The sequence below is a fragment of the Bradyrhizobium sp. CCGB12 genome (assembly GCF_024199845.1).
Taxonomy (GTDB): domain Bacteria; phylum Pseudomonadota; class Alphaproteobacteria; order Rhizobiales; family Xanthobacteraceae; genus Bradyrhizobium.
In genome coordinates this window covers 480,302-504,342 of sequence record NZ_JANADO010000001.1, presented here as the reverse complement: position 1 = coordinate 504,342, position 24,041 = coordinate 480,302, and the positions used below count along the sequence as shown (strand labels likewise).

The following is a 24,041-nucleotide window of genomic DNA, read 5'->3' as shown; positions in this document are numbered from 1 at the left end:
CCGCTCGCGCAGCCAAGTTCAATCAACCGGCCAAGCGTGCTACGCATGGGGCTTGCCGTGCCTCCCCCTCCAGGGGAGGGTAAGGAAGAGCCCCGTTCAATGCCCGCCAAGTTGGCGATCAGCTACCAACACGTCACCAAGAGCTTCGGTCCGCTCAAGGCCGTCGACGATTTGTCGCTCGACGTCGCCGAAGGCGAGCTCGTGGCGATCGTCGGCGGGTCGGGCTCCGGCAAGACGACGCTGCTGCGGCTCGCCAACCGGCTGATCGAGGCGGAGAGCGGCACGATCACGGTGGAGGGTGAGGACGTACGAGACATCGACCCGGTCGCGCTGCGGCGGCGCATCGGCTACGTGTTCCAGGCCGGCGGACTGTTTCCGCATTTGAGCGTTGCCGACAATATCGGCATCACGCCAAAGCTGCTGGGCGCGCCGGCAGCGGACATCGCGAGCCGCGTCGACGAGCTACTGGAGCTCGTGCAGCTCGACCGGACCGCGCATCGCGACCGGCTGCCGGAGGCGCTCTCCGGCGGCCAGCGCCAGCGCGTCGGCGTGGCGCGGGCGCTCGCGGCCAAGCCGCGCATCGTGCTGATGGACGAGCCGTTCGGTGCGCTCGATCCCCTCACCCGCGATGCGCTCGGCGAGGATTTTCGCGACCTGCACCGCAAGCTCGGCCTGACCACCGTGATGATCACGCATGACGTGACGGAGGCGATCCTGCTCGCCGACCGTATTGCGGTGATGCGCGATGGAAAACTACTGGCACAGGGCACGCCTGCGGAGCTGTCGAAGAGCAGCGACGCCTATGTGCTGGAGCTGTTGCGCACGCCCAGGCGTCAGGTCGAACGGTTGAACGCGCTGCTGCCGACGAGCGGTGCGGCATGAGCTTCTTCTCCGACCCGCGCTGGAGCGAAGCGTTGTCGCACTTGCCCGATTATCTCGGCAATCATGTGCGGGTGAGCCTTGCCGCGCTCGCGCTTGGCCTTGTAACCAGTCTTCCGCTGGCCATCCTCACACGCAACCGCCCGGCGCCGCGGAGCATCCTGCTTGCGCTTGCCAGCATCGTGCAGACGGTCCCCGGACTTGCGCTGCTTGCGCTGTTCTATCCGCTGCTGCTGCTGGCAGCCTCCCTGGCGCTCGCCTGGTTCGGCTTTTCCTTCTCCGCCTTCGGCTTCCTGCCGGCCATGCTGGCGCTGGCGCTCTATTCGATGCTGCCGGTGCTGCGCAACGGCATCACCGGCCTCAACGGCATCGATCCGGCGTTGCACGAAGCCGCCAAAGGCGTCGGCATGACCGCACGGCAGTCGCTGGTGATGGTCGAGCTGCCGCTGGCGCTGCCGGTGATGATGGCGGGCATCCGCACCGCCGCCGTGTGGGTGATCGGCACGGCGACGCTGTCGACACCGATCGGGCAGACCAGCCTCGGCAATTACATCTTTGCGGGGCTTCAGACCCAGAACTGGGTGTTCGTCCTGTTCGGCTGCGTCGCTTCGGCCCTGCTCGCGCTCGCCGTCGATCAACTGCTGGGCCTGATCGAGAACGGACTGCGTCATCGCAGCCGTCTGCGCACAGCGCTCGGCGGCGTCGGGATCGCGGCCCTCGTCGCGGCAACGCTGGTGCCGACGATGGGGCGCTCGACGCAGGGCTATATCGTCGGCGCCAAGACCTTCGCCGAGCAATATGTGCTGTCGGCCCTGCTCAGGGATCGCCTCCAGGCCGCCGGTCTGTCCGCCACCGCACGATCGGGCCTCGGCTCCAGCGTGATCTTCGAGGCGTTGAAGGCCGGCGACATCGATCTCTATGTCGACTATTCCGGCACGCTCTGGGCCAACCAGCTGCATCGCACCGACATCAAGCCGCGCAAGGAGCTGATCGCCGAGCTCAAGACTGCGCTCGCCAAGGACAAGATCACGCTGCTCGGCGAGCTCGGTTTCGAAAACGCCTATGCGCTGGTGATCCCGAAGAAACGCGCCGAGGCGCTTGGCATCCGCACCATCGCCGATCTCGCCGCGCATGCGCCAACCCTGTCGATCGCCGGCGACTACGAGTTTTTCTCCCGGCCGGAATGGGCGGCGCTGCAAAAGGCCTACGGCCTTCAATTCCGCGCGCAGCGCCAGATGCAGCCGGACTTCATGTATGCGGCGGTCGCCAGCGGCGAGGTCGACGTCATCGCCGGCTACACCAGCGACGGCCTGATCGCGAAATACGATCTCGTCGCGCTCGACGATATCAGGCACGCGATCCCGCCCTACGACGCGATCCTGCTGCTCGCGCCCAAGCGCGCCGACGACGAGCGATTGCAGGCTGCGCTCAAGCCACTGCTCGACAAGATCGACATCGCCGCCATGCGCGAGGCCAATTTGCGCGCCAGCGGCAACGATGCGAACTCGTCGCCCGACGCGGTGGCGAAATGGCTGTGGGGGAAGGTGGGCGGGCAGTAGGCCCGCAGCACAACCCGTCATCCTGAGGTGCGAGGCGTGCACTGCGAAGCAGTGCGCGCGGAGCCTCGAAGGATGAACGGCCCCGATGCAGCCGGGCCGTCGCCTTTCGAGGGCCGCTGAAGAAGCGGCCACCTCAGGGTGACGGTCAAAGAGTAACGCTTGTGGCCGAAGCAAAGAGCCTACAGCCCGCGGATCATCCCAGCATTGATCAGCAGCCGGTTCAACCGCCGCGCCTCGGCGCCGTCCTTGCAGCCGTAGAAGATGCCCTTGCAGCGGAGCATGATTTCTTTCTGCTCGGCGAAGGACGGATCGAGCGGGATGCCGGCGGCCTCCTGGATCACCAGCGGCAGGTAGGGGCCGTCGATCGTGTCCATCACGGCGTCACTCTTCACCGGCTCGAAATTGATGGCGTCGATCGCATAATAAGTCGCGTAGAGACGTGGGTCGTAAGCGTCGAGCTTCTTGCCGAGATCGCCTTCGTCGAGCCCGGGCTCGAGCAGATGCGGCGCGAACTCCGGCTGATGATCGCCGTAGCGCACGATCAGGAAGGGCTCACCCGGAAAAGTCTTCTTCAGGCCCGCGACGAACGCCTTGTACTGCTCGGCGCTCATCGTCTGCCGGCGCAGATATTCGTCGATCGACGGCGCGTTGCCCGGCGCGCGCCAGTTCGGCAGGAGATCGGGACGGAAGCGCGTCTCCCAGGGGAAATGATTGGCACCGAGATAGATGAAGGTGAACAGCGGCTTATTGGGCGGCTGCTGGCCCATCAGCTGAAGCGCCTTGTCGTAGAAGAAGGAGTCCGGCTCGACGTCCTTGGCGCCGAGATCCTTCGAGTCGAGGAAGCGCTCGATGCCGGTCGTCATCTGGAAGCTCCGCGCGCCCATGAAGCCGCCATAGGCGGGATAGAGCGACATAGTGTCGTAGCCGCAACGGCGCAGCGCCAACGGCAGGCCGCGTTCGACGCGGTTCGAGGCGATGCGCGTCACGAAATAGGAGAAGCGGCCGAACGAGCGCGAGGAGAGCCCGGCAAGCACGTTGTATTCGGTGAACCAGCTCGGCCCGCCATTGCTCTCGGCCAGGAATGCGCGCTGCTTGCCGTCCCACGACTTGAAGTGATCGCCATAACGCGGCGGCACCTTGACGCCCTGCGCGGCGCGGATGTCGAAGCTCGATTCATCATGGATCATGATGATGTTCGGCCGGCGGCGCGCGGGGTGGCAGGCATCGACCAGTGGCACGTTCAGCCGCTCGTTGGTCGCCGCGGCCGATTCCATGAAACCGTATTGCACGAAGTCGGAGACCGCGGTCACGCCGGAGCGGAAGAATTTCGAGAGATAGCCGTCGTCGTAATAGCCGCGCCAGGCCTCGTCGGGATGATAGAGCGAATAGCAGACCAGCGTGGCGAGACAGGCGAGCTTGCAGGCGAACGCCGGCAGACGGCGGATGCGGAACGGGTCGAGCCACCACAGCGCATACATCAGCGGCAGCGTGACGAGGCCGGCCAGGATCACCGACCAGCGCAAGTTCGGGAAGATCGTGAACAGGAATGCGACGGTGTCGCGGTCGATCATCATCAGGTCGATGAAGTTCACCGTCATCTGCACGACGTCGTGCTTGAGCTGCGACAGCAGCACCAGCACGACGACCATGGTCAGCGACAGCGCGCCCGACAGCGCCGGCCGGCGCAGCAGCGTGATCCAGAAGAAATTGAGGATGCCCCAGGCCAGCGCGAAGGACAGGCGCGAGCCGAAATCGGTCTCGGTCTCGTACATCAGCGCGAGCGCGGCAAAATGTGGCGCTGCGACCGCGAGCAGCCGCCAGATGCCGAGCGCGGCGACGCTCGCCAGCACGGCAGTCGTGGCAGAGGGACCTGGATTGGGCGCGGACGCCATCGACGCTACGCAACTTCTGGTCCGGCGCGGTGATGCCAAGCCGTCTGGCCGGCCTGACGGCGGCTAGGGCGTCCGGGGCAGCCGGAAGCCTGCACCGTGTCATAAAACTGTAACGGAACCATCAAGGACAGGCAACGCGCGGTGCGATCCAACCTTCGCTTAATGTTAGCGGGAGACGATGGGTCGCACCGTCGGCCGAGCCGCGCGACCGGCTCTGGGCTTGGCGATCCCCGCGATGAACAGGCGGAAGCGCCGCTGCGCCTCCTCGGCCACCGCCCCATCAAGGCGTCGCGGGCGGCCTCGCGGCAGGCTGAAACGGCCGCCTTACTGCGGCAGCAGGCCAAGCCGCTTGGCGATGATGCGGTCGAGCGTCCGTTTCGGCAGCAAGGCTCCGATCAGATGACGCATCGGATCCGGCGTGATCTGGTAACGCACCTTGGGGCTTGCCGCCGTCAGCGCCTCGAACACGATCTCGGCGATGCGCTCGGCCGGCAGCCCCTTCGCGCCGAGATCCATCATGAACGCCATGGCCTTGTTCAACGCCGGCAGATAGGGCGAGTTCTGGTAGACTGAGAGATCGATCTCTTCGGCCTTGCTCCAGATCGGCGTCTTGACCGCGCCGGGCGCGACGATGATGACGTCGATGCCGAACAGCATCAGCTCGCGACGCAGGCTCTCCGACAGGCCCTCGATGGCGTGCTTGGAGGTGCAATAGGGCGCCGACAGCGGATTGCCGTTCTTGCCCGCGACCGAGCTGATCATCACGATCCGCCCCTTCGGCCCCTTCAGCGACGGGTCTGCGCCAAGCAGCGGCCCGAACGCCTGCGTCGCGATGACCGGGCCGATGACGTTGACGTCCATCTGGCGGCGGAAACCGTCGGCCGATAGTTCGAGGACGGGACCGGCGACCGCGATCCCGGCATTGTTCACGAGACCGGCCAGCGTCTCGCCGCCCAGCGCCTCGCGGACTTGGCGCGCCGCGGCCAACACGGCGGCCTCGTCGGTGACGTCGAACAACAGTGGCGTGAAATTGGCGCCGAACTCGCTCCTGAGCCGCTCAGCGTCGGCCTGCTTGCGGACACTGCCGAACACGCGATGGCCGCGCCCGATCAGAAATTTCGCAGCGGCCCAGCCGATGCCAGTGGACGCGCCGGTGACGACAACAGAGCGCATGGTCCCCTCCCCTCAAGGTTCCCGCGATCATGTAAGAGGAAGGCGCCGTTGTGCAATGGATCGCGGCGCTCAGGCTGCGCAATCCGCGGCAAGAGGGCCCAGCAGATGTCGGTTCTTAGAATCACGCGAAACGTGAACGCCGCGCAGCATAGGGGTCGCAGGATGAGAGCGCGGATGAAGAGTGGATTTCTAGACTCTGAAGACGCTGATGTTTTGGTGTTCAGAAACTAGCGAAAAATCCTAGAAACGACGCAAGGTCAAGAATGTGGTTTAGGCGTCAGTTCTTCGCGCTCAGAGGGCACATCAGCTCGCGAAGAATTTGAATGAAGCAGCAATGCTTCGCGCGAGATAAGGAGCGAGATCGCTGGTTGCGATCTCGCTCGATATAGTCGCGAAGGTTTAAGATTTGGTGTGACGAGCGAAGCTTGTGTGATCCGCCGTCACATCTCGGGCGTAGCGCGCTGCGCCACGTCCCGAGAACGATGACTTAGTTCTTCGACTTGTCGACCAGCGCGCCCTTCTTGATCCAGGGCATCATGTCGCGCAGCTTCGCGCCGACTTCCTCGATCGGATGTGCGGCGAGCTTGGCGCGGGTGGCCTTGAACGAGGTCTGGTTGACCTTGTTCTCGAGCATCCAGTCGCGGGCGAACTTGCCGCCCTGGATGTCGGCGAGAACCTTGCGCATCTCCTTCTTGGTCTCGTCGGTGATGATGCGCGGGCCGGTGACGTACTCGCCATACTCGGCGGTGTTGGAGATCGAGTAGTTCATGTTGGCGATGCCGCCTTCATAGATCAGGTCGACGATCAGCTTCACTTCGTGCAGGCACTCGAAATAGGCCATCTCCGGGGCGTAGCCGGCCTCGACCAGGGTCTCGTAACCGCCCTTGATCAGTTCGACCAGGCCGCCGCAGAGGACCACCTGCTCGCCGAACAGGTCGGTCTCGCATTCTTCCTTGAAGGTCGTTTCGATGATGCCGGCGCGGCCACCGCCGACAGCCGAAGCGTAGGACAGGCCGAGGTCATGGGCGTTGCCCGAGACGTCCTTGGCGATCGCGATCAGGCAGGGCACGCCGCCGCCGCGCTGATATTCCGAGCGCACGGTGTGGCCGGGGCCCTTCGGCGCGATCATGAGCACGTCGAGGTCGGCGCGCGGGTCGAGCAGGTTGAAGTGGACGTTGAGGCCGTGCGCGAACACGAGGGCGGCGCCCTTCTTCATGTTGTCGTGCAGGTGCTCGCGGTAGATGTCGCCCTGGAGTTCGTCCGGGGTCAGCATCATGACGAGGTCGGCCCATTTGGCGGCTTCGGCGACTTCCATCACCTTGAAGCCGGCGGCTTCCGCCTTCTTCACCGAGCCAGAGTCCTTGCGCAGCGCAATCGCCACCTCCTTGACGCCGGAGTCCTTCAGGTTGAGCGCATGGGCATGGCCCTGGCTGCCATAGCCGACGATGGCCACCTTCTTGCCCTTGATCAGGTTCAGGTCGGCGTCGCGATCGTAATAAACACGCATAGTCGTTTCCTCGTTCGGGGGCCGGAATCGGCCGATGGTCAGGTCTTTCGAAGGCGAAATGACGGATTTCGGGGGCTGTCTAGAGCATTTTAGGGCCCCTGGGAAACCCGTTTCTGCATGGAAATCTGCGGCATCATGCATCCATGAAGACGGGGTAGAGGGAAGCGAGTAGCAGGACCGCCATCAGGATGTTGAAGGCGCGGACCAGCCGCTCGGAGGTCAGGACCGGGCGCAGCGCAGTGCCGAACAGGGCCCAGACCACGGTCGAGACGGTGCCGATGATCAGGCTGATCAGGGTCTGGATCGCGATATTGAGAGGGAATTGGGCGATCGCCGCATAGGCGGTGATGGTGCCGATCACGATCACCCAGCCCTTGGCGTTGATCCACTGGAACATCGCCGCGCCCCAGAAGGTCATCGGGCCGCGGGCGCTCCCCTCACCGGGCTTGGTCGGGCCTGACATGGCGATCGCAGCGGCAAGATAGATCAGGTAGATCGCACCGCCATATTTCAGGATGGTCTGGAGGATCGGATAGGCCAGGAACACGGCGCCGAGACCGAGGCCGACGGCGGCGACCATGAAGGCAAAGCCGATGACGATGCCCGCGATGTGCGGGATGGTGCGGCGAAATCCGTAGGTCAACCCCGAGGACAGCAGCATGATGTTGTTCGGCCCGGGCGTGAAATACATCACGGCCATGAAGGCGAGGAAGGCATAGAACAGCGATTGGGACATGCTCACCTCACGCGGCTTTCGGTAGCGTTTGAGGACGCTTCACGAGCACCATCACCGCGATACCGCCGATCACCGTGAGCATGCCGGCGAGGCGCAAAGGTCCAAACCGCTCGCCGAACACGACGCTGGAGGCGGCCGATCCCACGAACGGCACCAACAGCGCGAACGGCACCACCTGCGCAGCCGGATAGTCACGGAGCAGCCGGCCCCAGAGCCAGTAGGCGATGCTGGTGGAGATGGCGCCGATCGCCAGGAGGCAGATCAGGCCGGTCAGCGACATGTGGATCAGCGAGTGAAAGGTCGGCGCCGGCCCGTCGACGACCAGTGCCAGCACGAACAGAGGCACCGCGGCAGTGAGACATAGCCAGGCGAACAGGTCGAACATCGGCGCCCCCCGCGCGCCCCGCAGCAGGAGATTGCCGACGGCAAAGCAGATCGGCGCGATCATCAGCACCGCGAAGGCGCCGACACTGAAATCATAGCCGACGGTGCCGCAGATCATGAGAAGGCCGACCGCCGCGATGACAATGCCCAGCGTCTGCGCCGGTGTTGGCCGCTCGCCGAATGCGATCGCGGCAAAGCCGATCGTGAACAGTGCCTGACTCTGCACGACGACGCTGGTCAGCCCCACGGGCACGCCATGGGCGATGCCGTAGGCCTGGCTCAGGAACTGTCCGAGGAACAACGTGAAGCTGATGGCGATCAGCAGCGACCAGGCGACCTTCGGCTTGGGAATGAAAAGGCACGGCACCGCGGCAATGGTGAAGCGCATCGCCGTCATCAATTCCGGCGAGAACTCGTCGAGCGCGATCCGGCTCGCCACGAAGGCAAGCCCCCAGATGATCGCCACTAGGATGGCGATGAGGATGTCGGCCGGCTTCATTCCCAAACTCCCCAACCTCTCCCGCTTGCGGGAGAGGTCGCGCCGAAGGCGCGGGTGAGGGTTTTCTCCTCTAGGGGGTTCTCGATTGTGGAGACACCCTCTCCCCAACCCTCCCCCGCAAGCGGGGGAGGGATTACAGCAACGTCGTAGTTGCAGTTTTCTCTCACGACTTTAGCCTTGCTCGCCGGCTTTCGGTTTCCGCAGCAGATAAGTGCCGTGCATGGGGGCGTGGTAATCGGCCGAGACCAGCGTGAAGCCGACGTCGGTCAGCATCCGCTCCATCACCCAGCCGAAGGTGGAATATTCGTCGCGCATGTGCGTGACGACGCCGTCGCGCGAAAAGTCGTGGTTCTTGATCTGAAAATCGGCCCATTGCTCGACGTCGCGCTCGATGGCGTCTGGCATCAATGCGTAGACGATGTCGCGCAGGTAGAAGCTCGCGCCCGGCTTCAGCGCGCGATAGATCCGCGACATCGCAACCGCCTTCCAGAAGTCCGGCAGGTGATGCAGCGTGAACTCGCTGACGATCAAATCGTAGGACTCCGGCTGGTAGGAGAAGCTGAGCAGGCCGGCCGATTGGGTGCGGACCGGCGCCTTGCGGTCACGCGCATAGATCTCGGCGAGCGCCAGCATCGCCGGCGAGATGTCGATGGCATCGACCTCGGCGCCCATCAGGGAGCCTTCGGTCGCTAGGACGCCGTTGCCGCAGCCGATGTCGGCGATGCGCCAGCCGCGCTGGACCCCGAGCATTTTCAGCGCGGCGCGCGCCCTCAGATCGGCATCGTCATGGCTGTCGTAGATCGACGCCACTGCGGGCTCGATCCCCATCCGGTTCCGCTCGTTATAGTACCAGTCGCGCGCCAGCATGGTTCACATCCCTTCAGGCCCGCGGCCGATCGCGGCAACGCCGGTGCGCGAAACCTCGACGAGGCCGAGCGGGCGCATCAGGTCGATAAATTGATTGATCTTGTCCGTATTGCCTGTGATCTCGAACACAAAGCTCTCGGTGGTGGCGTCGATCACACGGGCGCGGAACGCATCCGCCAGCCTGAGCGCCTCGACCCGATGCTCGCCCTGCCCGCGCACCTTCACCATGGCGAGCTCCCGCTCGATCGAGCGCTTGGTCAGGGTCATGTCGACGACGCGGTAGACCGGGATCATGCGGTCGAGCTGGTGCTTGATCTGCTCGATCACCATCGGCGTGCCCGTGGTGACGATGGTGATGCGCGACAGGTGCTTCTGGCTCTCGGTCTCCGAGACCGTGAGGCTCTCGATGTTGTAGCCGCGGCCTGAGAACAGGCCGATGACGCGTGCGAGTACGCCCGGCTCGTTCTGCACCAGCACCGCAAGCGTGTGCGTTTCGTTGGGATCGTGGCGGTCCTCGATGAAATAGGCGGATGCGGGCTGGTTCATTGTCGTCCCCTCTTGTCTTCCGTCACGCCATCGCTGGCGCGTCCGTCCCCACCCAACGGCGGAACAGATCGAAATCGATATTGCCGCCGGACAGCACGAGACCGACGCGCTTGCCCTTCAGCTTGCTTTTCTCTTGCAACGCCGCAGCAAGCGCAGCTGCGCCGGCACCTTCGGCGAGATTATGCGTGTCGGTCCAGTAAGCGCGGATCGCGGCGGCCACTTCGTCATCGGTGATCTGCACGATGCGTGAGGCGCCCTTGCGGATCAGCGCCAACGCATCCTCGTCAGGGATACGCGTCGCCATGCCGTCGGCGTGCGTTTTACTGGTCTCCGTGGTCACGACCTTGCCGGCCGCAAACGACAGGGCGTAGGACGGCGCCTCTGTCGACTGCACGCCGACGATCTCGGTCTTCAGGCCCAGCAAGTCGCGCGCTATGATGCAGCCGCAGATGCCGGAGCCCTGCCCGATCGGCACATAGAGGATGTCGAGATCGGGCGCCGCGCGGAACAGCTCGAGCGCGTAGGTCGCAACACCCAGGACGAGGTCCGCGTGGAACGACGGCACCATGTGGAGACCGGCGAACTGCGCGCGACGCTCGGCCTCTTCACGTGCGGCCTGGAAGTCCTCGCCATGCTCGACCAGCTCGGCGCCGAACGCCTTCATCGCGCGGTTCTTCTCGACCGAGTTGCCGCGCGGCACGTAGATCACCGCCGGCACACCATGGCGGCCCGCGGCAAAGGCCAGGCTCTGGCCGTGATTGCCGCGCGTCGCCGAGATGATGCCGGGAATGTCCGGCCGCTCGCGCTTCAGCCGATCCAGATAGACCAGCCCGCCACGCACCTTGAAGGCGCCGATCGGCGTGTGGTTCTCGTGCTTGACCACGACCTCGGTGCCGAGGCGCTCGCTGAGCAAGGGCCAGCCGCGTGCCGGCGTCGCCGGCACCGCCTGCCCCACGATCGCATGTGCGCGCTCGAGCTCCGTCAGGTCGAACATGGTAGCCCCGCATACGGTCTGCTCCCTCGCCCCGCTTGCGGGGAGAGGGTTGGGGTGAGGGGGAGTCTCCACGGGGACGGTGGCAGTGCGACTCGCCGAGCCTCCCCCTCACCCGGATTGCGCTCGCGCGCAATCCGGCCTCTCCCCGCAAGCGGGGAGAGGCGAAGAGAAGTCGCTCGTCGTTGCTGCGTCATCACCAGCTCACACCAGCGCCTTGCCGCCGGCGAATGCCTTCGCGGTTGCCTCGTCGTTGGCCTGCTCCGGCAACAGCATCTCGTTGTGCGCCTTGCCGGAGGGGATCATCGGGAAGCAATTTTCCAGCGCAGCAACGCGGCAGTCGAACAGCACCGGGCGCTTGACCGCGATCATCTCCTTGATGGCGCCTTCGAGATCGCCGGGCTTGTGCACCTGGAGCCCGACGCCGCCATAGGCTTCCGCGAGCTTGACGAAATCCGGCAGCGCCTCCGAGTAGGAATGCGACAGGCGGTTGCCGTGCAGCAGCTGCTGCCACTGCCGCACCATGCCCATGTACTGGTTGTTCAGGATGAAGATCTTGATCGGCAGCTCGTACTGCACTGCCGTCGACATCTCCTGCATCGTCATCTGCACCGAGGCATCGCCCGCGATGTCGATGACGAGGCTGTCGGGATGGGCCACCTGCACGCCGATGGCCGCCGGCAGGCCGTAGCCCATGGTGCCGAGACCGCCCGACGTCATCCAGCGATGCGGCTCCTCGAAGCCGTAGAACTGCGCCGCCCACATCTGGTGCTGGCCGACCTCGGTCGTGATGTAGGTATCCTTGCCGCGCGTCAGCTCGAACAGGCTCTGGATCGCGTGCTGCGGCAGGATGACGTCGTTGCTCTTCTTGTAGTAGAGCGAGTTGCGGGCGCGCCACTGCGCGATCTGCTGCCACCACGTCTTGATGTCGGGCCTCTTCGCCTCCGCCTTGAACACCTGGAGGATGTCGCCGAGGATGTTGCCGCAATCACCGATGATCGGGACATCGACCCGGATGTTCTTGTTGATCGAGGACGGGTCGATGTCGATGTGAATCTTCTTCGAGCCCGGCGAGAACGCATCGACCCGGCCGGTGATGCGGTCGTCGAAGCGCGCGCCGACGCACAGCATGACGTCGCAATCATGCATGGACATGTTGGCTTCGTAGGTGCCGTGCATGCCGAGCATGCCGAGCCAGTTCTTGCCCGACGCCGGGTACGCACCGAGCCCCATCAGCGTGGAGGTGATCGGAAAACCCGTGACCTCGACCAGCTCGCGCAAGAGCTTGGTCGCCTCGGGGCCGGAATTGATGACGCCGCCGCCGCTATAGATCACGGGGCGCTTGGCATTGGCGAGCAGCGACACAGCCTTGCGGATCTGCGTCGCATCGCCCTTCAAGCGCGGCGCATAGGAGCGGTGCACGTCGGACTTGCGCGGCGGATGATAGGTGCCGGTGGCGAACTGCACGTCCTTGGGGACGTCGACCAGCACCGGGCCCGGACGGCCGGAGGTCGCGACGTAGAACGCCTCATGCAGCACTTTTGCGAGGTCGTTGACGTCGCGCACCAGCCAATTGTGCTTGGTGCAGGGGCGCGTGATGCCGACGGTGTCGCATTCCTGGAACGCATCGTTGCCGATCAGATGCGTCGGCACCTGGCCCGAGATGCAGACCAGCGGGATGGAATCCATCAGCGCATCGGTGAGCGGCGTCACCATGTTGGTGGCGCCAGGGCCGGAGGTCACCAGCGCGACGCCCGGCTTGCCGGTCGAGCGCGCATAGCCCTCGGCGGCATGGCCCGCGCCCTGCTCGTGGCGGACCAGGATGTGCTGGACTTCGCTCTGCTGGAAGATCTCGTCATAGATCGGAAGCACGGCGCCGCCGGGATAGCCGAAAATGTCGGTCACGCCATGATCGATGAGCGCGCGGACGATCATCGCGGCGCCGGTCATCTGGTTCGGATCGTGGCTCTTGTCGCTCATTGGCTTGCTCCGGATGCGCTGTTGTCAGCGGCTTCGTTCGGGTTCGGGAAATAAAAAAGGCCCCGAAGAGGGCCCACACACACCGCCTGTCTTGTGGATGGCAGCTAGCCATCCCCGGCGGTGTGCCTGGGTACGACGGCGATAAGGAGTTTGGTAATAATGTTACGCATGGCAGGGGCCCGGCTTCCCAAAGGTTGCGCGAAACATAGCGACCAAAGCCCGGATGTCAAGGCAATGCGGCCGTTCCCGCGCGATTTTGGCAGTGTAGCGGTGTTCCCGGGGTTCGGCGAGAGGTAAATTTGGGAACTGGATACAAAAGCACGTTAGGCAGGATCCTCAGTCGCTCGCACAATCGCCGCCAGCCACCCCCTCGCCTCCTCCGGCCTCACCCATTGGAACTTGGGCAATTGGTGCCGGAACCAGGTGAACTGCCGCTTGGCGTAATGGCGGGTATCGGCCTTGCCGATCGTGGCAGCTTCCTCGAGGCTGAGCTCACCGCGCAGACGCCGCATCAGCGTCGGCACGCCATGAGCCTTCATCGCCGGCAGCAGGGGATCGAGGTGTCTAGCGGCCAGCCGCTCGACCTCCTTCAGCGCACCGGCACCCAGCATGGCGTCGAAGCGGGCATCGATGCGGGCATAAAGCTCGTCGCGCTCGGGGGCGAGAAACACCGCGTGATAACTGTTCTTCGGCAGCAAGGGCGGCTGGCCCTCCTGGTGCCAGTCGAGCAGTGAACGGTTGGTCGCTTCGACCACCTCAAGCGCGCGCGCGATGCGGGTGCGGTCGCGCAGGTTCAATCGCTCGGCCGCGCGCGGATCGCGGCGCGCAAGTTCCGCGTGCAGCGCCTCGACGCCGTTTCGCTCCAGCCGCGCACGCACGTCCTCGCGCACCGCGGCCGGGATTGGTGGCACCACGGAGAGGCCCGCCGTCAGCGCCTTGAAATAGAGCCCGGTGCCGCCGATGAAGATCGGCAGGCGGCCTTCGGTTGTCGCGTCCTCGAGCGCCCTCGCCGCATCGCCCACCCAGGCACCGGCCGAAAAATTCACGGCCGCGTCGACATGGCCATAGAGACGATGCGGCACGAGCGCCTCATCCGCCACTGTCGGCCGTGCCGTGATGATGCGCAGGTCGCGATAGACCTGCATGGAATCGGCATTGATGACGACGCCGCCGGTGGCGAGCGCGAGCTCCAGCGCCAGCGCCGACTTGCCGCTGGCGGTCGGGCCTGCGATAAGCACGGCCTTGCCAACATGCCTTCTGCCGACTTGTCCCTCGCTCACGAAAACCTCAAATGTCCCTCGTCGCCACGCTGATCTGCAATCCCGATAATCCTGCGCTCGACTCTACCATCGTCGACGGCGCCCGCGCCGTGCTGCCTCAGGCAGCTCCCGCGCACTGGCTGTTCGACGGGGTTGCGGTCGACATTCCCTTCGGCGCCGACAGTAACCTCGGAGGCGACCGCCACGCCATCGAGCAGCGGCTCCGCGAGCTTCGCGGCGACCTGCCCATCGACATCGTCGTGCAGCCAGCCGGCTTCCGGCGCAAGAAGCTTTTTCTCGCCGACATGGATTCCACCATGATCGGCCAGGAATGCATCGATGAGCTCGCCGACTTCGTCGGGGTGAAGGCGCATGTGGCGGGCATCACTGAACGCGCGATGCGCGGCGAGATCGAGTTCGAGCCGGCGCTGCGCGAGCGCGTGGCGCTGCTGAAGGACCTGCCCGCCAGCGCAGTCGACGAGGTGCTGGCCAAGCGCATCACGCTGAGCCCCGGCGGCCGCGAACTGGTCGCGACCATGCGCGCCCACGGCGCTTATACCTGCCTCGTCTCGGGCGGTTTCACGCTGTTCACGAGCGCGGTCGCCGCCAGGATCGGCTTCCAGGAAAACCGCGCCAACGAGCTCGTTGTGCGCGACGGCAAGTTCACCGGCGAGGTGAAGGAGCCGATCCTCGGCCGTGCCGCGAAGCTCGCGACGCTGGTGGATCTGATGGAATCGTTCGATCTCGACGACCTCGACTCGGTCGTGGTCGGCGACGGCGCCAATGACCTCGCGATGATCCAGGCGGCGGGACTTGGCGTGGCCTATCACGCGAAGCCCGCGGTGGCCGCGGCCGCGGCGGCGCGGATCGATCACGGCGACCTCACCGCCTTGCTGTATGCGCAGGGGTATCGGCGGGACGAGTTCGTGGAGGCTTGACACACTCGTCGTTCCGGGATGGTGCGAAGCACCAGACCCGGAACCTCGAGATTCCGGGGTCGACGCTTCGCATCGCCCCGGAATGACGGATGACGTTACTGCACGCTCAGCGCCACGAAGCGCAGCTCGCCGTCGGCGTTGGAGACGAGCAGCAGCACCGACTTCTTGCCGTCCTTCTTGAGCTGATCGACCCGCTTCTGGATGTCGGCACCGCTCGACACCGCCTCCTGCGCCACCTCGACGATGACGTCGCCGGCGGAAAGACGCTTCTCGGCGGCGTCGGAATTGGCGTCGACGCTGGTGACGACCACGCCCTTCACGCTTTCCTTGATCTTGTAGCGCGTGCGCAAATCCTTGCTCAGCGCTGCCAGATCGAGGCCAAGCGCCTTCTGCGTCACCAGCTTCTCGGGTGCGGGCTCGTCGGTCTTGACCGCGGCCTGCACCTTTTCGGGATCCTGCAGGCGGCCGAGCGTGACCTTCTTGGTCTGCTCCTGGCCCTTGCGGATGATGATGACGTCGACCTCCTTGCCGACCGCCGTGTCGGCGACGACGCGGGACAGGTCCTTCGGGTCCTTGACGTCCTTGCCGTCGAACTTGACGACGACGTCGCCGGGCTCGATGCCGGCAGGCTTCGCCGGGCCCTTGTCGTCGACGCCCGCGACCAGCGCGCCACGCGCCGGCTTGATGTTGAGGCTCTCGGCGATCTCGTCGGTGACGCTCTGGATCCGCACCCCTAGCCAGCCGCGGCGCAGCTCGCCGAACTGCCGGAGCTGGTCGACGACGCCCACCACCGTCTTCGACGGCACGGCGAAGCCGATGCCGATGGAGCCGCCGGAGGGCGAGATGATCAGCGTGTTGACGCCAATGACGTCGCCGTCGAGGTTGAACAGCGGACCGCCGGAATTGCCGCGATTGATGGAGGCGTCGGTCTGGATGTAGCTGTCATACGGCCCCGAGGAGATGTCGCGGTTCTTGGCCGAGACGATGCCGGCCGTCACCGTGCCACCGAGGCTGAAGGGGTTGCCGATCGCGACCACCCAGTCGCCGAGGCGCAGCTTGTCGGAGTCGCCGAACTTCACCGCGACCAGCGGCTTCGGCGGCTTGATCTTCAGCACGGCAAGGTCGGTCTTCTTGTCGACGCCGACCAGCTCGGCCTTGATCTTGGTGCCGTCGTTGAGGATGACGTGAATCTCGTCGGCGTCGGCAATGACGTGGTTGTTGGTGACGACCACGCCCGACGTGTCGATGATGAAGCCGCTTCCGAGCGAGTTGGTCTTGCGCGGCGGGTTGTTCTCGCCGCCCTTGCTGCCGCCGCCGGGCCCTCTGCGGTTCTTGAAGAAGTCGTCGAAGAACTCCTCGAAGGGCGAGCCGGGCGGCAGTTGCGGCATGGTGTTGCTGCCGCCGCCCTTGGCCTCGACGGTCTGCGACGTCGAGATGTTGACGACCGCGTCGATCACCTTCTCGGCGACGTCGGCGATGCCGTCCGGTCCACGCGCATGAGCCGGCGTGGCGAACGCGCCGAAAGCACCGATGGCGAGCGCGGCCAGCCCAATTCGCACACAATGGCGCAAGCGGGACGGGGCAAGGGTGGCAGCGGTCATTGTGATCTCCAGAGAATAGGGATTCGGCGCCAGACTGCGCTCGAACTGGGGGACGGCGCAAGCGCAGAGGTTAATGGGCCTCAAAACCCGATAATACGGCGAAAACCGGTCGTTCGCCTTCACTTTGGCGTTGGCGTCGCGCCTAAACCGGGCGGCGCATCACCCAGATCAGGATCAGGCCGGCCACGGCCGAACCGATCCCGACAGCCCGCAGGATGTTGTCCGGCGTGGCGATGGCACTTTTCATGGCCTTGCGCATCCAGTTCGGACTTGCCGCGAACATCAAGCCTTCCAGCACGAACAGGATGCCTAGGCCGATGAGGAAGTCGGCGAACGCAATGGACCTCATCGGATTGGAACCTCCCGTGTGCTGTTCTTGTGTGGACGAAGGGCGGCAGAACTGCCGCCCTTGTCTAGCCTACGGCTTGGCTGCCGTCTCGGCCGCCGTCTTGCCCGCCGGGTTACCGAAAAACCGGAAGAAATCCGACTCCGGCCGCAGGAGGAAGCGGGTGTCGCTGGAGCGCAGCCCGTTCTCATAGGCCGTCATCGACCGGTAGAAGGCGAAGAAGTCGGCATCCTTGCTGTAGGCTTCGGCGAACAGGCGGTTGCGCTCGGCATCGCCCGCGCCGCGGGTCTGGTCGGCCTGCGAATTGGCTTCCGCGACGATCACGGTCGCCTCGCGGTCGGCCCTGGATTTGATCTCCTGAGCCTTCTGGCCGCCCTGCGCGCGGAACTCGGCGGCCTCGCGCTCGCGCTCCGTCTTCATCCGCAGGTAGACCGCCTGGCTGTTCTGCTCCGGCAGATCGGCGCGGCGGATCCGGACATCGACGACCTCGATGCCATAACCGTCGGCCTCGCGATCGAGCTGATCGCGTATGCGCAGCATCAGCTTCTCGCGGTCGTCGCGCACCACGTTGATGAAGGTCACCTCGCCGAGCACGCGGCGCAACGCCGCGTTCAGGAGCGTGGTGAGCTGGAGGTTGGCGGCCTGGATCGTGCCGACGCTCTGATAGAAACGCAGTGCGTTCTTGATGCGGTAGCGCGCGAACGCGTCGACCACCAGGCGCTTCTGATCGGAGGCGATCGCTTCCTGCGACGGGTTCTCGAGGTCGAGGATGCGTTTGTCGATGTTGATCACCGAATTCCACGGCGCCTTGAAGTGCAGGCCGGGATCGGTGACGACATCGACGGGTTCACCGAAGCGCAGCACGATGGTCTGCTCGGTCTGCTGCACCGTGAACAGCGACATGTAGCCCACGATCAGGACCAGGAGCAGCCCGAGCAGCGCGACGAAACCTGTAACCGGAGACCTCATCGGTTGCCTCCGCTCGACTGCGGACCGGTCGTAGGCTGCCGCTTCGGCGCCAGTTCGGGCAGCGGCAGATAGGGCACGACGCCCTGGCCTGCGGGGCCGCCGTCATAGACGAGCTTGTCGGCGCCGCCGAGCACGCGCTCCATCGTCTCGAGATAGATCCGTTCACGCGTCACGTCGGGTGCCTTCTTGTATTCCTCGTAAACCTTCAAGAAGCGCGCGCTCTGGCCCCTGGCCTCGGCGACGGCCTGCTCCTTGTAGCCTTCGGCGGCCTGCTGGATCTGCGCCGCACGACCGCGCGCCTGCGGCACGACCTGATTGGCGTAGGTCTGTGCTTCGTTCTGCAACTGCTCCTGATTGGCGCGAGCCGCCTGCACGTCGCGGAAGGCGTCGATCACCTGCGCCGGCGGATCGACCTTCTGCATCTGGACCTGGGTGATGAGGATGCCCGCGCCATAGCTGTCCAGCGTCCTCTGGATCAGCTCCTGCACGCTCTGCTCGATCGTGTTACGGGCGCCGGTCAGGATCGGCTGGATCTGCGAGCGGCCGATCACCTCGCGCATCGCGCTTTCGGCAACCGCCTTCACGGTGCCTTCGGGGTTCTGAATGTTGAAGAGAAAAGCGCCGACGCCGCCGGCGTCCGGCTTGATGCGCCAGAGCACGGTGAAGTCGACGTCGACGATGTTCTCGTCACCGGTCAGCATCAGGCTCTCTTCCGGCACGTCCCGTATGGAGCGGCCGCGCCGCGCCGGATCGTCGATCAGCGTCATGCCGATCGAGGTGGTGTTGACGCGCAGCGCCTTCGGCAGCAGCACGGTCTCGATCGGATAGGGCAGATGATAATTGAGGCCCGGATCCACGGTGCGGACATGCTTGCCGAAGCGCAGCACGACGCCCCGCTCTTCCGACTGCACGCGGAAGAAGCCCGACAGCAGCCAGAACGCGATGATGAGCAGGATGATCAGCGTGATGCCGATGCCGGAGAAATAGCCGCCCGGCATGATCTGCTGGAGGCGGTCCTGGCCGCGCCGCAGAAGGTCTTCCAGATCCGGAGGCCTCGGCCCGACCGGTTGCGGGCCTGAGCCCCATGGTCCCTTTGGACCCGAGCCCCATGGGCCACCGCCCTGATTCTTCCACGGCATTCGATGCTCTCCTCGGCAGGGTCGAATTGCCCCCGCCCGCTTGTCCGGTCCGGCTTTATAGGGGACAGGCAGGTCCCTTACAACGCAGCCCTGGCCGTCTTTCGAGCTATGCTCGGGCACGAAAATGTCAATGTAAACATTGACGAATGCGGTTAATGGCCCGCCCGCCGACGATATGTCACATAGGAGAAGTCGGCGCTGTCGTCGGGGCCCGCAGGATGACGGATGCGCGCCACCTCATCCCACTCCGACTTGTCGATGTCGAAATGCGTGTCGCCGTCGGGCCGCGCATGCACTTCGGTGATTTCGAGGCGATCGGCGCGATCGAGCCATTGCCGAAAGATCTCGGCGCCGCCGATCACCGCGACCTCAGTGACCGAACGCCGCAGGGCATCGCCGCGCGCAACCGCGTCCGCATCCGCCGCCGCTGTCGTGACGATGGCGCCCGCGGCGCGATAATCCGCGGCGCGCGTGATGACGATATTGGTGCGGCCCGGCAGCGGACGGCGGGGCAGGGATTCGAAGGTCTTGCGGCCCATGATCACGGGCTTGCCGATCGTAAGCGCCTTGAAGCGCGCCATGTCGGATTTCAAGCGCCACGGGATCGCGTTGCCCGCACCGATGATCCCGTTCTCGGCGATCGCGACGACGAAGACGATCTCCATCAAGAACCGCTCCCGGCAAGCCGTGTCAGCGCCGGCCCGGTGACGCGACACAGCGTCCAGTCGTCCATCATGGCGGCACCGAGCGATTTGTAGAACGCGATCGACGGCGCGTTCCAGTCGAGCACCGCCCATTGCAGGCGCGACCAGCCATTGTCGACGCATTCCTTGGCAAGATAGACCAGCAGCGCCTTGCCGAGGCCCCTGCCCCGATGCGACGGCCGCACATAGAGGTCTTCGAGATAGATGCCGTGGCGACCGCTGAAGGTGGAGAAATTCGCAAACCACACCGCGAAGCCGACCGCCTCGCCGTCCCACTCGGCAATCGCGCAATAAAGCCGCGGGTTGCTGCCGAACAGCGCGTCCGCAATCATCGCCTCGGTCGCCTCGACCTCGTGCGAGAGCTTTTCGTATTCGGCAAGCTCGCGGATGAAAGCCAGAACGAGCCCAGCTTCGCCCGGGCGCACGCGGCGGATGTTGAGCGACATAGGGCGCTAGACCGCCACTTCCGCCTTGATGTGCGGATGCGGATCGTAGCCGACGAGCTCAAAATCCTCGTAGCGGAAGGAGAAGATGTCCTTCACCTCGGGATTGATCCGCATCACCGGCAGCGCGCGCGGCGCGCGGGTGAGCTGGAGCCGGGCCTGCTCGAGATGGTTGGAATAGAGATGTGTGTCGCCGAGCGAGTGCACGAAGTCGCCGGGCTTCAGGCCCGTGACCTGCGCAACCATCATCGTGAGCAGCGCATAGGAGGCGATGTTGAAGGGCACGCCGAGGAAGACGTCGGCCGAACGCTGATAGAGCTGGCACGACAGCTTGCCGTTCGCGACATAGAACTGGAACAGCAAGTGGCAGGGCGGCAGCGCCATCTTCTCGACGTCGGCCGGATTCCAGGCTGTGACGATCAACCGGCGCGAATCCGGGGTGCGCTTGATCATGTCGACGACATTGGCGACCTGGTCGATGCTGCGGCCGTCGGCCGTCGGCCAGGAGCGCCATTGATGGCCATAGACCGGACCGAGATCGCCATTGGCATCGGCCCACTCGTCCCAGATGGTGACGCCGTTGTCCTTGAGATATTTGATGTTGGTGTCGCCCTTCAGGAACCAGAGCAGCTCATGCACGATCGCCTTCAGCGGCAGCCGCTTCGTGGTCAGCATCGGAAATCCGGCCGACAGGTTGAAGCGCATCTGATGGCCGAACACCGACAGCGTGCCGGTGCCGGTCCGGTCGGTCTTCTCCGCGCCGTCTGAAAGAATCCGCTCGAGCAGGTCCTGATACTGGTGCATGTGCCAAAAACCTTAGGAAGACGGCAGCCTTTTGGGGAGGCGGCGAATTTAACGGCGCCCTCCGCGCGACGACAGCGGCGATTCGCTGTTCGCGCCGATTATACCCGGAAAAATGAGTGGTCCCGGCACAAACGACAAGGGGCGGAACTCGGCGTCCCGCCCCCTTGCCTATCGGATTGATCCTGCTGGCTAAGTTGCCGGCTTGAGCACCGGGCTCCACTTCGCGATCTCGCTCTTGACGAGGGCCGCCAGCGCCTCCGGCGTGCGGTCCTTCGGGGCCGGAATGACACTACCGAGCTCGAGCAGGCGCTTCTTCACGGTCTCGTCGTCGAGGGCCTTGACGGCCGCGGCGTTCAGGCTCGCCACAATCGCCGGCGAAGTTCCCTTCGGCGCGAACATCGCGTTCCAGGCTTGGGCCTGGAATGCCGGCAGGCCGGCTTCCGCCGTCGTCGGCACGTTCGGCAGCGACGGATTGCGCTCGGCCGTCGCGATCGCATAGGCCTTGATGGTGCCGGCATTGATCTGCGGCACGGCGTTGACGATCTGGTCGCACATGTAATCGACCTGGCCCGCCACCAGCGCGTTCATCGCCGGGCCCGTGCCGTTGAAGGGCACGCCAACCGGCTTGATGTCCAGGATCGAATGCAGGAGCTCGCATGAGACGTGCGAGACCGAGCCGACGCCGGCATGCGCGGCGTTCACCTTCTCGGCGTTCGCCTTCACATAGGTGACGAACTCCTTGAGGTCCTTCGGCGGGAAATCCTTGCGCGCCAGGATCAGGATCGGCGTGCCCGCGAGCAGCGCGATCGGCTCGAAGTCCTTCTCGGGATGATAGGCGAGTTTCGGATAGAGCGGCACGGAGGCGGCATGCGTGCCCATATGCCCGGTGATGAGCGTATAGCCGTCATTGGTCGCGCGCGCGGCGCGCGTCGTGGCGGTGGTGCCGCCGGCGCCAACCACGTTCTCGATGATGATGCTCTGCCCAAGCGTCTGCGCCATGTGCCCGGTGACGATGCGCGAGATCACGTCAGTCGGTCCGCCGGCCGCGAACGGCACGATCATGGTGATGCTGCGCGTCGGGTAGGTTTGCGCCTCGACCGGCACGATGAAGGTGCACAGCGTTGCCAACGCTGCGGCACATGCGCCCGTGAGCGCGCGAATGAAGGTCATGTCGATCTCCTTGGACACACACAAAAATGCCGGCCCAAAGGCCGGCATTTTCATTTCATGAAGCCGTAACACAAGTCGATTCGACTTCTGAATGCGGCGCGCCGACGCAGGGGCGCGGCGCCGACGCAGGGCGAGCTCAGTTCTCGGACTCGGTGAACACCTCGTCGCGCTTGGAGCGCAGCACCGGTAGCACCGTAAGGACAAGGAGGCCCGCCGCGATCGCAAGCAGCACCGCCGACAACGGACGCGTCAGGAAGACGCTCCAATCGCCGCGCGAGATCAGCAGCGCACGGCGCAGGTTCTCTTCCATCAGCGGTCCCAGCACCATGCCGAGCAGCAGCGGCGCCGGCTCGAAATCGTGCTTGATCAGCCAGTAGCCGACGAGGCCGAACACGCCTGCGAGGATGACGTCGACCGGCGCGTTGTTCACCGAATAGATGCCGATCGCGCAGAAGATCACGATCGAGGGGAACATCAGCCTGTAAGGCACGCGCAGCAGGCGCACCCAGATTCCGACCAGCGGCAGGTTGATGATGATCAGCATCAGATTGCCGATCCACATCGACGCGATCATGCCCCAGACGAGATCCGGCTGCTTCTGCATCACTTGCGGACCCGGCACGATGCCGTGGATGGTCATCGCGCCCACCATCAGCGCCATCACCGCGTTCGGCGGGATACCGAGGGTGAGCAGCGGGATGAAGGAGGTCTGGGCCGCCGCGTTGTTGGCGCTCTCCGGCCCCGCCACGCCCTCGATCGCGCCGCGACCGAACCGCGAGGGGTTCTTGGCGAGCTTCTTCTCGAGCGTATAGGCCCCGAATGATGCGATCGTCGCACCGCCGCCGGGCAGGATGCCGAGGATCGAGCCGAGCACGGTGCCGCGCAGGATCGCGGGCGTCGAGTCGATCAGGTCCTTCCTGGTCGGCATCAGGCCGGTGATCTTCTGCTGCACGAGGTCGCGGCTCATCTCGGCGCCGGCGTCGAGATTGCGGATGATCTCGGCAAAGCCGAACACGCCCATCGCCACCGTCGCAAAGCCGAGACCGTCGGCGAGTTCGGGAATGTTGAAGGCCATGCGCGAGGCGCCGGTCTCGATGTCCGAGCCGACCATGGAGAGCAACAGGCCGAACACGATCATCGCGATGGCCTTGAGCACCGAGCCCTTGGCCAGCACCACCGCGAAGATCAGGCCGAGCACCATCAGCGAGAAATATTCGGCCGGGCCGAACGCCAGCGCGAGTTTCGTCAGCGGCGCGCCGAGGACGGCAATCAAGACCGTCGCGACGCAGCCGGCGAAGAACGAGCCGATCGCGGCGATCGCCAGCGCCGGGCCGGCGCGGCCCTGCCTCGCCATCTGATGGCCGTCGATGGCGGTGACGACCGATGTCGCCTCGCCTGGTATGTTGACCAGGATCGACGTGGTTGAGCCGCCATATTGGGCACCATAATAAATGCCCGCGAGCATGATCAGCGCGCCGACCGGCGGCAGTCCGAAGGTGATCGGCAGCAGCATCGCGACCGTCGCGATGGTGCCGATGCCCGGGAGCACGCCGACCAGCGTTCCGACCAGGGCGCCGATCAGGCACATCAGCAGGTTGATCGGAGAGAACGCGACGGCAAAGCCGTGAGCGAGGTTGGCAAAGATATCCATCACG

The 24,041-nt window shown here is 65.0% G+C and carries 22 protein-coding genes; 3 read left to right on the top strand and 19 right to left on the bottom strand.

What is annotated here, in order from left to right:
• Positions 1 to 99: 99 nt before the first annotated feature.
• A complete protein-coding gene (locus NLM27_RS02350; protein ID WP_254141803.1) occupies positions 100 to 882 on the top strand; it encodes an ABC transporter ATP-binding protein in 783 nt (260 codons plus the stop codon).
• Complete coding sequence (locus NLM27_RS02345; protein WP_254141802.1) at positions 879 to 2,438, top strand: glycine betaine ABC transporter substrate-binding protein; 1,560 nt, start codon at positions 879 to 881, stop codon at positions 2,436 to 2,438. The genes NLM27_RS02350 and NLM27_RS02345 overlap by 4 nt, the downstream gene beginning before the upstream one ends.
• 179 nt (positions 2,439 to 2,617) lie before the next feature.
• Here the strand turns inward: NLM27_RS02345 and NLM27_RS02340 are convergent, their stop codons facing one another.
• The 10 genes from NLM27_RS02340 to miaA form a co-directional block, all read right to left on the bottom strand.
• Positions 2,618 to 4,330, bottom strand: coding sequence for a sulfatase-like hydrolase/transferase (locus tag NLM27_RS02340; protein ID WP_254141801.1), 1,713 nt, complete (start codon positions 4,328 to 4,330; stop codon positions 2,618 to 2,620).
• Positions 4,331 to 4,654: 324 nt separating this feature from the next.
• Positions 4,655 to 5,503 carry an SDR family oxidoreductase gene (locus tag NLM27_RS02335; RefSeq protein WP_254141800.1) on the bottom strand — a complete coding sequence of 283 codons (849 nt, stop codon included), beginning with the start codon at positions 5,501 to 5,503 and terminating at the stop codon, positions 4,655 to 4,657.
• Between the two features lie 487 nt (positions 5,504 to 5,990).
• On the bottom strand, positions 5,991 to 7,010 hold the full coding sequence (gene ilvC / locus NLM27_RS02330) for a ketol-acid reductoisomerase (RefSeq protein WP_060735242.1): 1,020 nt from the start codon (positions 7,008 to 7,010) through the stop codon (positions 5,991 to 5,993).
• 133 nt (positions 7,011 to 7,143) lie between these two features.
• Positions 7,144 to 7,746 carry a LysE family translocator gene (locus NLM27_RS02325; protein ID WP_254141799.1) on the bottom strand — a complete coding sequence of 201 codons (603 nt, stop codon included), beginning with the start codon at positions 7,744 to 7,746 and terminating at the stop codon, positions 7,144 to 7,146.
• Between the two features lie 7 nt (positions 7,747 to 7,753).
• A complete protein-coding gene (locus NLM27_RS02320) occupies positions 7,754 to 8,629 on the bottom strand; it encodes an EamA family transporter (protein ID WP_254141798.1) in 876 nt (291 codons plus the stop codon).
• A 171-nt stretch (positions 8,630 to 8,800) separates the two neighbouring features.
• On the bottom strand, positions 8,801 to 9,496 hold the full coding sequence (locus NLM27_RS02315; RefSeq protein ID WP_254141797.1) for a class I SAM-dependent methyltransferase: 696 nt from the start codon (positions 9,494 to 9,496) through the stop codon (positions 8,801 to 8,803).
• Between the two features lie 3 nt (positions 9,497 to 9,499).
• Positions 9,500 to 10,042 (bottom strand): acetolactate synthase small subunit, encoded by a 543-nt coding sequence (ilvN, locus tag NLM27_RS02310; RefSeq protein WP_063705011.1) that lies wholly within the window; start codon positions 10,040 to 10,042, stop codon positions 9,500 to 9,502.
• Positions 10,043 to 10,064: 22 nt separating this feature from the next.
• Positions 10,065 to 11,036: a threonine dehydratase gene (locus NLM27_RS02305; RefSeq protein ID WP_254141796.1), complete on the bottom strand. Its 972-nt coding sequence runs from the start codon at positions 11,034 to 11,036 to the stop codon at positions 10,065 to 10,067.
• A 201-nt stretch (positions 11,037 to 11,237) separates the two neighbouring features.
• Positions 11,238 to 13,013 (bottom strand): acetolactate synthase 3 large subunit, encoded by a 1,776-nt coding sequence (locus NLM27_RS02300; protein ID WP_254141795.1) that lies wholly within the window; start codon positions 13,011 to 13,013, stop codon positions 11,238 to 11,240.
• Between the two features lie 323 nt (positions 13,014 to 13,336).
• Entirely contained in the window at positions 13,337 to 14,293 is a 957-nt protein-coding gene (gene miaA, locus NLM27_RS02295; protein WP_254141794.1) for a tRNA (adenosine(37)-N6)-dimethylallyltransferase MiaA, read from the bottom strand.
• A gap of 11 nt (positions 14,294 to 14,304) precedes the next feature.
• Here miaA and serB point away from each other — a divergent pair, with 11 nt between their 5' ends.
• On the top strand, positions 14,305 to 15,210 hold the full coding sequence (gene serB, locus NLM27_RS02290) for a phosphoserine phosphatase SerB (protein ID WP_254141793.1): 906 nt from the start codon (positions 14,305 to 14,307) through the stop codon (positions 15,208 to 15,210).
• Between the two features lie 95 nt (positions 15,211 to 15,305).
• Here serB and NLM27_RS02285 read toward each other — a convergent pair whose 3' ends face one another.
• From NLM27_RS02285 to NLM27_RS02245, 9 genes are all read right to left on the bottom strand, one after another.
• Positions 15,306 to 16,811, bottom strand: coding sequence for a Do family serine endopeptidase (locus NLM27_RS02285; RefSeq protein ID WP_254141792.1), 1,506 nt, complete (start codon positions 16,809 to 16,811; stop codon positions 15,306 to 15,308).
• Between the two features lie 142 nt (positions 16,812 to 16,953).
• Positions 16,954 to 17,160 carry a DUF2065 domain-containing protein gene (locus NLM27_RS02280; protein WP_027560516.1) on the bottom strand — a complete coding sequence of 69 codons (207 nt, stop codon included), beginning with the start codon at positions 17,158 to 17,160 and terminating at the stop codon, positions 16,954 to 16,956.
• 69 nt (positions 17,161 to 17,229) lie between these two features.
• Complete coding sequence (hflC, locus tag NLM27_RS02275) at positions 17,230 to 18,126, bottom strand: protease modulator HflC (RefSeq protein WP_254141791.1); 897 nt, start codon at positions 18,124 to 18,126, stop codon at positions 17,230 to 17,232.
• Positions 18,123 to 19,265: an FtsH protease activity modulator HflK gene (hflK, locus tag NLM27_RS02270; RefSeq protein ID WP_254141790.1), complete on the bottom strand. Its 1,143-nt coding sequence runs from the start codon at positions 19,263 to 19,265 to the stop codon at positions 18,123 to 18,125. Before hflK ends, hflC begins: the two co-directional genes overlap by 4 nt.
• 152 nt (positions 19,266 to 19,417) lie before the next feature.
• Positions 19,418 to 19,930, bottom strand: coding sequence for a dihydrofolate reductase (locus tag NLM27_RS02265; RefSeq protein ID WP_254148734.1), 513 nt, complete (start codon positions 19,928 to 19,930; stop codon positions 19,418 to 19,420).
• Positions 19,930 to 20,415 (bottom strand): GNAT family N-acetyltransferase, encoded by a 486-nt coding sequence (locus tag NLM27_RS02260; protein ID WP_254141789.1) that lies wholly within the window; start codon positions 20,413 to 20,415, stop codon positions 19,930 to 19,932. The genes NLM27_RS02265 and NLM27_RS02260 overlap by 1 nt, the downstream gene beginning before the upstream one ends.
• A gap of 6 nt (positions 20,416 to 20,421) precedes the next feature.
• Positions 20,422 to 21,216 (bottom strand): thymidylate synthase, encoded by a 795-nt coding sequence (locus tag NLM27_RS02255; RefSeq protein ID WP_254141788.1) that lies wholly within the window; start codon positions 21,214 to 21,216, stop codon positions 20,422 to 20,424.
• A gap of 189 nt (positions 21,217 to 21,405) precedes the next feature.
• Positions 21,406 to 22,386: a tripartite tricarboxylate transporter substrate binding protein BugD gene (locus NLM27_RS02250; RefSeq protein ID WP_254141787.1), complete on the bottom strand. Its 981-nt coding sequence runs from the start codon at positions 22,384 to 22,386 to the stop codon at positions 21,406 to 21,408.
• 136 nt (positions 22,387 to 22,522) lie between these two features.
• Positions 22,523 to 24,037, bottom strand: coding sequence for a tripartite tricarboxylate transporter permease (locus NLM27_RS02245; RefSeq protein ID WP_254141786.1), 1,515 nt, complete (start codon positions 24,035 to 24,037; stop codon positions 22,523 to 22,525).
• Positions 24,038 to 24,041: the final 4 nt, after the last annotated feature.